This window comes from Pseudomonas sp. B21-059, from assembly GCF_026016285.1.
Classification (GTDB): Bacteria; Pseudomonadota; Gammaproteobacteria; order Pseudomonadales; family Pseudomonadaceae; genus Aquipseudomonas; species Aquipseudomonas danubii.
The window spans coordinates 2230189-2242037 of the sequence record NZ_CP087201.1 but is presented as its reverse complement, the minus strand read 5'-3'; the positions used below and the strand labels follow the sequence as shown (position 1 = coordinate 2242037).

At 61.0% G+C, this 11849-nt stretch carries 10 protein-coding genes; 1 reads left to right on the top strand and 9 read right to left on the bottom strand.

Annotated features, from left to right (window positions below; translation table 11 throughout):
• Positions 1 to 3: 3 nt before the first annotated feature.
• The 5 genes from LOY69_RS10225 to truA all read right to left on the bottom strand — a co-directional run bounded on the left by LOY69_RS10225 (position 4) and on the right by truA (position 4645).
• Complete coding sequence (locus LOY69_RS10225; protein WP_110652594.1) at positions 4 to 657, bottom strand: SPOR domain-containing protein; 654 nt, start codon at positions 655 to 657, stop codon at positions 4 to 6.
• Positions 641 to 1948: a bifunctional tetrahydrofolate synthase/dihydrofolate synthase gene (gene folC / locus LOY69_RS10220; protein ID WP_265074453.1), complete on the bottom strand. Its 1308-nt coding sequence runs from the start codon at positions 1946 to 1948 to the stop codon at positions 641 to 643. The genes LOY69_RS10225 and folC overlap by 17 nt, the downstream gene beginning before the upstream one ends.
• Positions 1945 to 2865 carry an acetyl-CoA carboxylase, carboxyltransferase subunit beta gene (gene accD / locus LOY69_RS10215; RefSeq protein ID WP_265074452.1) on the bottom strand — a complete coding sequence of 307 codons (921 nt, stop codon included), beginning with the start codon at positions 2863 to 2865 and terminating at the stop codon, positions 1945 to 1947. Before accD ends, folC begins: the two co-directional genes overlap by 4 nt.
• 259 nt (positions 2866 to 3124) lie before the next feature.
• Positions 3125 to 3757 (bottom strand): phosphoribosylanthranilate isomerase, encoded by a 633-nt coding sequence (locus LOY69_RS10210; protein WP_102882503.1) that lies wholly within the window; start codon positions 3755 to 3757, stop codon positions 3125 to 3127.
• 63 nt (positions 3758 to 3820) lie between these two features.
• Positions 3821 to 4645 (bottom strand): tRNA pseudouridine(38-40) synthase TruA, encoded by an 825-nt coding sequence (truA, locus tag LOY69_RS10205; protein ID WP_102863657.1) that lies wholly within the window; start codon positions 4643 to 4645, stop codon positions 3821 to 3823.
• A 218-nt stretch (positions 4646 to 4863) separates the two neighbouring features.
• Between truA and LOY69_RS10200 the strand changes: the two genes are divergently transcribed.
• On the top strand, positions 4864 to 5523 hold the full coding sequence (locus LOY69_RS10200) for an aminopeptidase P family protein (RefSeq protein WP_265074451.1): 660 nt from the start codon (positions 4864 to 4866) through the stop codon (positions 5521 to 5523).
• 73 nt (positions 5524 to 5596) lie between these two features.
• On the opposite strand, the gene LOY69_RS10195 is transcribed toward LOY69_RS10200, so the two are convergent.
• The 4 genes from LOY69_RS10195 to leuB all read right to left on the bottom strand — a co-directional run bounded on the left by LOY69_RS10195 (position 5597) and on the right by leuB (position 11822).
• Positions 5597 to 8179 carry a FimV/HubP family polar landmark protein gene (locus LOY69_RS10195; RefSeq protein ID WP_253084545.1) on the bottom strand — a complete coding sequence of 861 codons (2583 nt, stop codon included), beginning with the start codon at positions 8177 to 8179 and terminating at the stop codon, positions 5597 to 5599.
• Positions 8180 to 8384: 205 nt separating this feature from the next.
• Positions 8385 to 9395 carry an aspartate-semialdehyde dehydrogenase gene (locus tag LOY69_RS10190; RefSeq protein ID WP_102882506.1) on the bottom strand — a complete coding sequence of 337 codons (1011 nt, stop codon included), beginning with the start codon at positions 9393 to 9395 and terminating at the stop codon, positions 8385 to 8387.
• 177 nt (positions 9396 to 9572) lie between these two features.
• Positions 9573 to 10685: an aspartate-semialdehyde dehydrogenase gene (gene asd, locus LOY69_RS10185; RefSeq protein ID WP_102863663.1), complete on the bottom strand. Its 1113-nt coding sequence runs from the start codon at positions 10683 to 10685 to the stop codon at positions 9573 to 9575.
• Positions 10686 to 10739: 54 nt separating this feature from the next.
• A complete protein-coding gene (gene leuB, locus LOY69_RS10180; RefSeq protein WP_265074450.1) occupies positions 10740 to 11822 on the bottom strand; it encodes a 3-isopropylmalate dehydrogenase in 1083 nt (360 codons plus the stop codon).
• Between the last annotated feature and the right edge of the window lie 27 nt (positions 11823 to 11849).

Below are 11849 nucleotides of genomic sequence, written 5' to 3'. Positions count from 1 at the left end.
GCCTCAGCCACGCTCCGGCTGGAAGCGCACCACAAAACCCTTGAGGTTGTGCTGACGACCCAACAGGTCACGCAGGCGATCAGCCTCGGCACGCTCGATCAACGGCCCGACAAACACCCGATTCTTGCCTTCAGCAGAACGGATATATGCGTTATAGCCCTGGCTGCGCAGGGTTTTCTGCAGGTTTTCCGCACTTTCACGGCTCGACAGGCTGGCCAACTGCACCGACCAGCTGATGGACAGACCATTGGCATCGATCCGACTCTGACTGGTATCAGGCTTGGCTGCGGCAATCGGCTGGGCCGGGGCCGGCACAGGGGCAGGCTTAGGCGCTGGCGCCGGCTTGCTGGCCACTACAGGTGCTGGCGCAACCGCTGGCGCACTCGGAGCAATCGGCATCGACGGTGCAACCTGCTGCACCACGGGCTCCTCGACAGGCACCGGTTCCTGGGGCAATACCTGGGGCTCAGGCACTACCACCGGCTCAACCTGAACCTGAGGCATGACCGAGGCCTGTGGCGCCGGCGGCGCTTCAACCGTTACGTGGCGCTGCTCATCCTCTCGCGAGAACAGCATCGGCAGAAAAATCACCGCCAAAGCCACCAACACCAGCGCTCCAACCATTCGCTGCTTGTAGACCTTATCCAGCATTGCCATGTGCAGCTTCCTCCGTGGAGCGCCGGGCGAGCCACTCAAGCGCCTCGGCAACACAATAAAAAGATCCGAACAGCAGAATTTCGTCATCTGCAGTCGCTTGCGCACATTGCGCGTCCAACGCCGCTGCGACACTGGCATAAGACGCTACCGAAGCACCAAGGTTCTCCAAGGCGGCCTGCAGATCCTCCACAGGGCGCGCCCGAGGCGAATCCAGTGGAGCCACCGCCCAGTGCTGGACCGAGGACTGCAAACTGCCGACAACTCCCGACAGATCCTTGTCCGCCAGCAGGCCGAATACCGCCAGGCGCTTGCCGGCTACGGGTCGACGCGCCAGGCGCTCGGCCAGATACTGCGCGGCATGGGGATTGTGCCCCACATCCAGCAGCAGGTTCAGACGCTTGCCCTGCCACTCGATCTGCCGACGATCCAGACGGCCGGTCACCCGGGTCCGCTGCAAAGCTGCACCGATCAGCTCAGGCTGCCAGGGCAACCCGGTAAGCAGGTAGGCCTGCAACGCCAACGCCGCGTTTTCCATGGGCAAATCGAGCAGCGGCAGATCCCGCAACTCAACCTGATTACCCTGGGCATCCAGACCGCGCCATTGCCAATATTCTTCGGTGAGCCCGAGGTCGAAATCTCGCCCCCGGAGGAAAAGCGGACAACCCAGCTCTCGCGCCTTGTCCAGCAAAGGCTGCGGCGGATTCAGGTCGCCACACAGAGCTGGAGCGCCGGCACGAAAGATTCCAGCCTTCTCGAAAGCCACGGACTCCCGGGAATCCCCCAGGTACTCGATATGATCGACACCAATGCTGGTGACCAATGCCAGGTCGGCATCCACCAGATTGACCGCATCCAGACGCCCACCCAGCCCCACTTCCAGGACTACGGCATCCAGGGCCGCGCGCTGGAACAGCCAGAAGGCCGCCAGGGTGCCCATCTCGAAATAGGTCAGGGAAACATCACCACGCCCCGCCTCTACCGCAACAAAGGCCTCGCACAGTTGCTGATCAGTGGCCTCAACGCCATTGATCTGCACCCGTTCGTTGTAGCGCAGCAGGTGCGGCGAGCTGTAGACCCCAACCTGCAGGCCCTGAGCCCGCAACAGGGAAGCGACAAAGGCACAAGTAGAGCCCTTGCCATTGGTACCAGTGACCGTGATGACCCGAGGCGCCGGCTTGCCCAGCCCCATCCGGGCCACTACCTGCTGCGAGCGCTCCAGCCCCATATCGATGGCCGAAGGGTGCAACTGCTCAAGGTAGGCGAGCCAATCGCCCAGGGTACGCTGGGTCATAGGTTTGCTGGAGCCGGCGGAACCACGATCGGTTCAACGGGAGCGGCCACGAATTCAGGCGTCGGCAGCCCCATGAGCTGGGCCAGCAGATTACCCAGGCGCGGACGCAGCTCCTGACGGGAGATGATCATGTCGATGGCACCATGCTCCAGGAGGAATTCGCTGCGCTGGAAGCCTTCCGGCAGTTTTTCCCGCACGGTCTGCTCGATCACTCGCGGCCCCGCGAAGCCCACCAGGGCTTTAGGCTCGGCGACGATTACATCACCCAACATCGCCAGACTGGCGGAAACACCACCGTAGACCGGATCGGTCAGCACGGAGACGAATGGAATACCTTCTTCACGCAGGCGCGCCAGCACGGCGGAAGTCTTGGCCATCTGCATCAGGGAGATCAGCGCCTCCTGCATCCGCGCACCACCGGAGGCGGAGAAGCAGATCATTGGGCAACGGTTTTCCAGAGCGTAGTTGGCCGCGCGGACAAAGCGTTCGCCAACGATGGCGCCCATGGACCCGCCCATGAAGGAGAACTCAAAGGCCGAGACCACGACCGGCATGCCCAGCAGAGTGCCACCCATGGAGATCAGAGCGTCCTTCTCGCCCGTCTGCTTCTGCGCTGCTGTCAGACGGTCCTTGTACTTCTTGCCGTCACGAAATTTCAGACGGTCAACCGGCTCCAGATCAGCACCCAGCTCGGCACGACCTTCGGCGTCGAGGAAAATATCGATCCGGGCGCGAGCACCGATGCGCATGTGGTGATTGCACTTGGGGCAAACATCCAGGGTCTTTTCCAGCTCCGGACGATAAAGCACCGCCTCGCAGGACGGACACTTGTGCCAAAGACCTTCGGGCACCGAGCTTTTCTTCACCTCGGAACGCATGATCGAAGGGATCAGTTTGTCTACTAACCAGTTGCTCATGCTTTCTTTCTCCAGTACCGGCGGCCCGAACGCTCTGGTTCGCAACCCCGCGTATGCCCTTGAGCTAAATTCATGTGTGCGGCGATGATCACTTCGCTACCGCGGTCAGCACCGGGCTCGACCTGCCTGCAATGAAGCGCCCCTCAGCCATCCCGACAACCCGCAATAGAGCGGTTGCCACTCGATTCCGACCCCGCCTGAAGGCGGCGCCTGCCTGTTTTGTACAGTGGTGTTATGGACGGCGGCAGACTGCCAGCCGTCACATCGACTCGTTGCTGCGACGCACTGCCTGCATAAATGCCTGAATCTTTGCCGGATCCTTGATGCCTTTGCTCTGCTCCACACCGCCACTGACATCCACCGCGTAGGGGCGAACCCGAGCAATGGCCTCGGCGACGTTCTGCGCTGACAGTCCGCCAGCCAGGATGATCGGCTTGCTCAGCCCCTGAGGAACCAGGGACCAGTCAAAGGCCTCGCCAGTTCCCCCCGGCACACCCTCGACATAGGTATCCAGCAGAATTCCGCTGGCGCGCGGATAAGCCAGGCAGGCAGCAGCAACGTCATCCCCGGCCTTGACTCGCAGCGCCTTGATATAGGGACGGTGATAGCCCTCGCAATCCGCTGCCGACTCATCGCCATGGAACTGCAGCAGGTCCAGCGGAACGGCATCGAGGATCTCCCCCAACTCGCAGCGACTGGCATTGACGAACAGCCCGACCGTCGTCACGAACGGCGGCAAGGCGGCGATGATCGCACGCGCCTGCTGCACACTCACCGCCCGGGGACTCTTGGCATAGAACACCAGACCGATGGCATCAGCCCCCGCCGCCACCGCTGCCAACGCATCTTCTATGCGGGTAATCCCGCAAATCTTGCTGCGAACAGCTGACATGTCGTTTGAACCTCGGGGGCAAATTCGGAAAGTTCCGGATGGTAGCAAATGCTTTTCCGGGCGTCAGCCGTCAAGTTCAGACCAACCGGTGAGGAAATGTGGCCCGATGTATCGCTCCGGCAACTGGAACTCATCCTTGTATTCCACCTGCACCAGATACAGGCCGAAAGGATGGGCGGTGACCCCGCCCGTGCGGCGAATCCGGCTCTCCAACACCTCCCGCGCCCACTCCACCGGCCGCTCGCCCGCACCGATGGTCATCAAGACCCCGGCAATATTGCGCACCATGTGATGCAGAAAGGCACTGGCGCGAATGTCCAGGACAATCATCTTGCCGTGCCGGGTAACCCGCAGGTGGTGAATCTCCTTGATCGGCGACTTGGCCTGGCACTGGCCAGCCCGGAACGCACTGAAATCATGGGTCCCCACCAGAAACGCGGCAGCCTGGGCCATCCGCTCGATATCCAGCGGCCGGTGATTCCAAGTGACCTCCTCATTGAGATGGGCCGGACGAATCTGATCGTTGTAGATCACATAGCGATAGCGCCGGGCAATCGCCTTGAACCGAGCATGAAAATGCGCCGGCATCTCACGAGCCCAACTGACACTGATGTCATGCGGCAGGTTGATATTGGCCCCCATGACCCAAGCCTTCATCGAGCGCACGGCCTGGGTATCGAAATGCACCACCTGACCACAGGCATGCACACCGGCATCGGTACGCCCCGCACAAGCCACCACCACGGGAGAGTCCGCAACCCTGGACAAGGCCTTCTCCAGGGTTTCCTGGACGCTGGGCACACCAGAAGCCTGACGCTGCCAACCGCGATAGCGCGATCCCTTGTATTCAACACCCAGAGCGATGCGGGAAAAGCCTGCGGCCGCCATTTCGGCGGCCGGGTTATCTATATTTGCCAAGAACTTACAGCCTGCTGATATGCGCAAAGGCGCTCATTATAAGGCTGGCGGGAGCAGACGCCATGCACTGCCGCGGTTTAGTTGCAGATTGCTTCACGTCGACAACGATTGCATCAGCCGTCAGGTCATCGCTATATAGCAACCTACATAGCGGTAGAAAAACAAACACCTTGACCGAGAGCCGACGAATGATCGCAACCAACAAAGAAGCCGTGGGCCTGGCCTACAGCCTGGAAGGCATGCTCCACGCCAAGCGCATGACCTGGGAGGCCATCGCGCAAATGGCCAGGCGGATCAAGCCCGGCATGCACGAATCCACCGCCAGGGAGATGGGCCTGCAAGTATTACAGGAGCTGGGCATGGAACGTATTTGGCACCCACTGCTGATTCGTTTTGGCGCCAACACCCTTAAGACCTTCAAGCAACGCTCCGACAGCGACCCCCAACTGAATGAAAACGATCTGTTCTTCATTGACCTGGGAGTCGTCTGGGATCGCCACGAAGGCGATTGCGGAGCGACTTACGTCGTAGGTTGCGACGAGGAAATGCACGCCTGTGCCGCGGCTGCCAAGAGCCTGTTCGATCAGGTGCGCGATCACTGGAAAACCCATCAAGTGGCCGGCCCCGAACTGTACCAATATGCCGAAGAACAGGCCCGCGCCATGGGCTGGATGCTCAACCTGGAGATCAAGGGACATCGGGTCAGCGACTTCCCCCACGCCATCTATCGCGCTGGAGACCTGGGGGACTTCGCCGACTGCCCACAAGTGGGCCTGTGGATCCTGGAAATCCAGATCGCCCACCCTACTCGCCCCTTTGGCGCCTTCTACGAAGACCTGCTGGTCTGAATGACCGCCAAAAGCGCCACCAACAAAAACGGCAGCCTTATCGGCTGCCGTTCTGCTCAAGCATCGGGTTGTTTCAGGCCAGTCTTGCGAGCATTTCCTGCGCTTCGCTCTTCTGCCCTTCATTACCCTCGCTGAGCACTTCGCCCAGAATATCCCGCGCGCCGTCGTTGTCACCCATATCGATATAGGCCTGAGCCAGATCCAGCTTGGTGGCCACTTCATCGCTGCCGGCGAGGAAGTCGAAATCCGCTTCCTCAGGCGCAGCCGCAGCATCTTCAGCCGTGAAGCTTGGCGTAGCCGGCTCAGGCTGATCCAGACTCTGGGCCAGACGATCCAGTTCGGCGTTGACATCATCCAGCTCGGAGGCAAAGGCGTCCTTGGGCTCTGCCGCGGCATCCATTTCATCAGCCAGGGACAGATCGAAGTCCGCCGACAGATCCAAGTCATCCAGCGTCGACTCGGTGACGGTAGGCACATCGCCAGCCGGCAGATCCTTGAGATCGTCTTCCAGGCTCAACAGGAAGTCGTCGTCACTCTGGGTCGACGCCGGCAGGTCCGCTCCGAGATCAAGGTCGAAATCCCCCAGATCATCCAGGCTTTCCTGGGCCGCAGTCTGCTGCTCAAGAACCGAACCAAAGCTCAGGTCGTCGTCCAGAGGGAATTCCTCCAGTTCAACCTCAGGCTCAGACGCCACTACCGCTGGCGAAGCTGCCTCGAGGTCATCCAGGCTCAGATCGAAATCCGCGTCCAGACCTTCCACAGGCGCCGCGGGCTCAGCGGGCTCAGGCTCATCCAGCAGCTCCTTGACATACTGAGCATCCAGTTCCGCAGCCACAGCCGCAGCAGCCAGCCCCGCTGTCGCCGCCACCGCCACCATCGCCGGGAAACGGCTCTTGAGCTGCTCGACCTGAGCGTGGTTATCGCCATTGGCTACCAGCTGCCGCTCCTGAGCGACAAAGGCGCTGCGATCCCCCTGATGCGCATACACCTCCATCAGCTTCAGACGCAGATCACTGCGCTGCGGCTCGAGCTTGACCGCCTCTTCAAGAATGGCTGCCGCCTGATTCAGGCGACCACCATCGATATGGTTCTGCGCCTGCCCCAGCACATCGGTGGCTCGCTCAACCGGCGCCGCCGGAACTGGCGCCACCACCGGAGCTGGAGCTGGAGCTGGAGCTGGAGCTGGAGCTGGAGCGAGCTTGACGCTTGGTGGCGGGACTTCAAGACCTTCGAAGCTACCTTCAGGAAGATCCAGTTCCTCGGCGAAGTCGCTATTTTCCTCGGACAACGCCCGAGCCATGCGCAGGTGCTTTTCCGCTTCCTGCTGAGCCTTGCGACGACGTGCCAGCAACAGCAACAGCAGCAACACCGCCACTATCGCACCGCCACCTACCAGCCCGAGGAGGATTGGATTGGTCAGCAGGTCGCCATACTTGTCTTCGTCAGCCTGGGCCGCTGGCACATCCGGAGCCGGATTGGCTGCCGGTTCACTGACTGGAGCTTGCGCAACCACTGGCGTCGCCGCAGGCGCCTCAGGTTTGGCCACCAGTTCAGCAGGCATCACCGCTGTTGGCTGAGCGACAGGGGCCGCACCTTCAGCCTGCAACTTGGCCAACTGGTTGTTCTTCAATTCGATCAGGCGCTGCAGCTTGTCCAGCTGACTCTGCAGATCCGCCATGCGTTCCTTGAGTTCAGCATTATCACGACGGGTTGCATCCAGGCTTTCCTGAGTCACCGCCAGCTTGTTGTTCAGGGCCTTGCTATCACCCGCGACGCCCTTGCCACCAGCCTTGCCGCTGTCCGCAGAAACCAGGCTCAGGTTGTCCTTGGTGTTGACCTGCTTGGGCGCCTTTTCGGCACCCGCACGACGAGTCGCATCCACCTGCAGCTGGCTCCGTGCACCAGCGCGACGCCCCTGACGCCAGGCAGCATTCTGCGCAGCAACTTCGGCAATGGCCTTGGGCTGCGGCAACGCGGTGCTCTGCACCACGTCAGGCAGGCGCAGGACCCTGCCAGCTTTCAATCGATTGATGTTGCCGTCGATAAAGGCATCCGGGTTCAGCGCCTGGATCGCCAGCATGGTTTGCTGGATCGACGCGCCATTGCGATTCTTCGCGGCGATTTCCCACAGCGTGTCACGAGGCGCAGTTGTGTATTGCTCAGGCTTGCTGACTTTGTTGGCACGAGTGACCGGGGCATTCACCGCCGGGCCACTGACCGGTGCCGCCTGTGCAGCAGCAGCGGCTTGCGGGGAAAACTTCGAAGGGTCCAGCAGCACGCTGTAATCGCGCAGCAGACGACCGTTGGGCCACATTACCTGGACCAGAAACTTGACCATCGGCTCCGACAACGGCTGGCTCGAGGTCACCCGCAGTACGCTCTTGCCGCCGGGATTGAGAACAGGAGTAAAACTCAGGTCATTGAGAAAGGCCTGACGATCGACGCCGGCCTTGGCGAACTCTTCTGCCGGGGCCAGGCTGGGCACCACTTCCGCAGCAGTAAGGTCCTTGATATCGAGCAATTCGATTTCTGCTACCAGAGGCTGGTTCAGACTCGACTTCAGGGTCAGCTCCCCGAGCCCAAGCGCCTGCGCCATACCGGAGGACAGCGCCGAGGCGGCCGCTATTGCTAACACCAGTTTGCGAACTTGAACCATAGCCTCATCCTTTGTTTGAACATTCCTCGGCCAGCGAGAAGGTTTTGTAGCGGCTGCCATAAGGCACTGCGCGGGATCATGAGCGACCGCCACGCGGGATTATTTACTGCATGCCCCGGGAGCACCTGACGGCCACTCACCTCCAGCAACTTGCCAAGCATAGCGCCCGGCTAGATTCATTCTGCAAATTGTTGCCAAGTATCTTTTACAGCAGGTCTTTTATCAACAATTCAGCCAGCTGCACAGCGTTCAAGGCCGCACCTTTGCGGACGTTGTCCGAAGTCAGCCACAGATTCAGTTCCGCCGAATCGTCGACGCCACCACGAACCCGCCCCACATAGACTACGTCCTGGCCCACGGCGTCACCCACTGCGGTGGGATAATCACCGGCGTCCACCAGTTCCAGGCCGGGAGCCGCCTCCAGCGCCGCATTCACCGCCGCCAGATCGACGTCGGCACCTGACTGCAAAGTCACGCTATAGCTATCGCCAAAAAACACCGGTGCTTGAATGCAAGTGACAGAAATCTTTAATAAAGGCTGCCCCAGCACCTCCCGCAACTCTCTCACCAGACGCTTTTCCAACAGCGTGTGTCCCTGGGCATCTGGCGTACCGACCTGAGCCAGCAGATTGAAGGCTACTTGGCGATCGAAGAAACGCGGTTCCAACGGACGCACATTCAGCAGTTCGGCGGTTTGCCGGGCCAGTTCGCTGACGGCCTCACGCCCCTGGCTGGAAATCGCCAGGCTGGCGGTCAGGTTGACCCGCTGGATATCCAGCACGTCCTGCAATGGCGCCAGCGCCACCGCCAGCGCCGTGGCCGCAGCACTGGGACTGCTCAGTTGCACCGGCTTCTTTAGACCAGCCAGCACCTGGGCATTGGCCTCAGGCACGACATTGGGTGCCTGGGCCGACGGCAAGGCACCGGAGAGGTCGATCACGGCGCAATTGGCCGCTGCGGCACGAGGAGCGAAGCTCAGGGTCACCGCAGGGCCCGCGGCGAAAAACGCCAACTGAACCTTGCCAAAGTCGAACTCGTCGACTTCTCGCACACGGACATTCTTGCCGCGAAACGGCACCGAGTGACCAGCCGACTCACTGCTGGCGAGCAGGTGCAGGTTGGCAACGGGGAAATCACGCTCTTCGAGAATCTGCACCAGGGTTTCGCCAACCGTGCCGGTGGCGCCGATAACAGCAATATCAAAGGACGGGGTCATGGTGCTACCTCAGGCGGAACGGGGGGAGCGGCACTTTACCCGGCACGGGGTGACGAGGCAATTCGCGGGGGAAAGTGCTGGTTGGGCTAAAGCACTCTTCGCGGGCGAGCCCGCTACATGAGCATGAAAAAGCCCGCGCCTTGTGCAAGGGGCGGGCTGTTTCAAACGCTTAGAGAATCAACGCTCCAGCAAGATCCGCAGCATGCGGCGCAGCGGTTCGGCTGCACCCCACAGCAACTGGTCGCCCACGGTGAAGGCACCGAGGAACTGCGAGCCCATGTTCAGCTTGCGCAGACGGCCAACCGGGATGTTCAAGGTACCGGTGACCTTGGTCGGACTCAGCTCCTGCATGCTGATGTCGCGCTGGTTCGGCACCAGTTTGACCCAGGGATTGTGCTGGCTGATCAGCCCTTCGATATCGGCGATCGGCACATCCTTGTTGAGCTTGATGGTCAGCGCCTGGCTGTGGCAGCGCATGGCACCGATACGCACGCAGATACCATCCACCGGGATTGGGCTCTTGAAGCGACCGAGGATCTTGTTGGTCTCGGCCTGGGCCTTCCACTCTTCACGGCTCTGGCCATTAGGCAGTTCCTTGTCGATCCACGGGATCAGGCTGCCGGCCAGGGGCACGCCGAAGTTCTCGGTCGGATAGGCATCGCTGCGCATGGCTTCAGCCACTTTACGGTCGATGTCGAGGATGGCGCTGGCCGGATTGGCCAGGTCATCAGCGACAGCCGCGTGGGTCGCGCCCATTTGCTTGATCAGCTCGCGCATGTTCTGCGCGCCGGCGCCGGAGGCCGCCTGGTAGGTCATGGCGCTCATCCACTCCACCAGACCGGCTTCGAACAGGCCGCCCAGGCCCATCAGCATCAGGCTGACGGTGCAGTTGCCACCGATGTAGTTCTTGGTCCCGGCATCCAGTTGCTGGTCGATGACCTTGCGGTTCACCGGGTCAAGAATGATCACCGCATCATCCTGCATGCGCAGGCTGGAAGCAGCGTCGATCCAGTAACCCTGCCAGCCGGCTTCACGCAGCTTGGGGAAGACTTCGCTGGTGTAGTCGCCACCCTGGCAGGTCAGAATCACGTCGAGGGTTTTCAACTCTTCAATGTTGTAGGCGTCCTTCAGTGGAGCAATGTCCTTGCCCACCGACGGCCCCTGGCCACCGACATTGGAAGTGGTGAAAAACACCGGTTCAATAAGATCGAAGTCCTGCTCTTCAAGCATCCGCTGCATGAGCACGGAACCGACCATACCGCGCCAACCGATCAGACCTACACGTTTCATCGCAACTACACCTTTACAAAAGTGGGCCACCGTCTGTGCGGTGGGCCCGAAAGATTACAGATTCCGCAGCGCGGCGACTACTGCATCGCCCATTTCCTGCGTACCGACTTTGGTGCAACCGGCCGACCAGATGTCACCGGTGCGCAAACCCTGATCCAGCACTCCGCTCACCGCCTGCTCGATGGCATCTGCCGCGTCATTCAGGTTGAAGCTGTAACGCAGCATCATCGACACCGAGAGGATGGTCGCCAGCGGGTTGGCAACACCCTGGCCGGCGATGTCCGGCGCCGAACCGTGGCAAGGCTCGTACATGCCCTTGTTGTTGGCATCCAGGGAAGCCGACGGCAGCATGCCGATGGAACCGGTGAGCATCGAAGCCTCATCGGAGAGGATGTCGCCGAACATGTTGTCGGTGACGATCACGTCGAACTGCTTCGGCGCACGCACCAGTTGCATGGCGGCGTTGTCCACATACATGTGGCTCAACTCGACATCCGGGTAGTCCAGAGCCACTTGTTCGACCACTTCACGCCACAGCTGGCTGGAGGCCAGAACGTTGGCCTTGTCCACCGAGCAGAGCTTCTTGCCACGCACCCGCGCCATGTCAAAGCCGACCCGGGCGATACGACGGATTTCACTTTCGCTGTACGGCAGGGTGTCGTAGGACTGGCGCTCGCCATTTTCCAGCTCACGGGTGCCGCGAGGCGCACCGAAGTAGATGCCGCCGGTCAACTCGCGCACGATGAGGATATCCAGGCCCGAGACAATTTCCGGCTTCAGGCTCGAGGCATCGGCCAGTTGCGGATAGAGGATCGCCGGGCGCAGGTTGCCGAACAGACCCAACTGCGCACGAATCTTCAGCAAGCCGCGCTCAGGACGAGTATCACGCTCGATCTTGTCCCACTTCGGACCACCCACAGCACCCAGCAGCACAGCATCGGCGGCACGAGCACGATCCAGGGTCTCATCGGCCAGGGGCACACCGTGCTTGTCGATGGCAGCACCACCGATGACGTCGTGGCTCAGCTCGAAGCCCAGGCTGTACTTGTCATTGGCCAACTCCAGCACCTTGACCGCCTCGGCCATGATTTCCGGACCAATACCGTCACCTGGGAGAATCAGAATCTGCTTGCTCATGCGTTCCTCATTTGCTCTGTCGGCGCA

What these genes read in the sequence shown, in the direction of transcription:
- asd (WP_102863663.1), bottom strand. Translation starts at nt 10,685, where the DNA reads ATGAAACGTGTAGGTCTGATCGGTTGGCGCGGTATGGTCGGTTCCGTG.
- LOY69_RS10225 (WP_110652594.1), bottom strand. Translation starts at nt 657, where the DNA reads ATGGCAATGCTGGATAAGGTCTACAAGCAGCGAATGGTTGGAGCGCTG.
- LOY69_RS10195 (WP_253084545.1), bottom strand. Translation starts at nt 8,179, where the DNA reads ATGGTTCAAGTTCGCAAACTGGTGTTAGCAATAGCGGCCGCCTCGGCG.
- folC (WP_265074453.1), bottom strand. Translation starts at nt 1,948, where the DNA reads ATGACCCAGCGTACCCTGGGCGATTGGCTCGCCTACCTTGAGCAGTTG.
- LOY69_RS10210 (WP_102882503.1), bottom strand. Translation starts at nt 3,757, where the DNA reads ATGTCAGCTGTTCGCAGCAAGATTTGCGGGATTACCCGCATAGAAGAT.
- truA (WP_102863657.1), bottom strand. Translation starts at nt 4,645, where the DNA reads ATGGCGGCCGCAGGCTTTTCCCGCATCGCTCTGGGTGTTGAATACAAG.
- leuB (WP_265074450.1), bottom strand. Translation starts at nt 11,822, where the DNA reads ATGAGCAAGCAGATTCTGATTCTCCCAGGTGACGGTATTGGTCCGGAA.
- accD (WP_265074452.1), bottom strand. Translation starts at nt 2,865, where the DNA reads ATGAGCAACTGGTTAGTAGACAAACTGATCCCTTCGATCATGCGTTCC.
- LOY69_RS10190 (WP_102882506.1), bottom strand. Translation starts at nt 9,395, where the DNA reads ATGACCCCGTCCTTTGATATTGCTGTTATCGGCGCCACCGGCACGGTT.
- LOY69_RS10200 (WP_265074451.1), top strand. Translation starts at nt 4,864, where the DNA reads ATGATCGCAACCAACAAAGAAGCCGTGGGCCTGGCCTACAGCCTGGAA.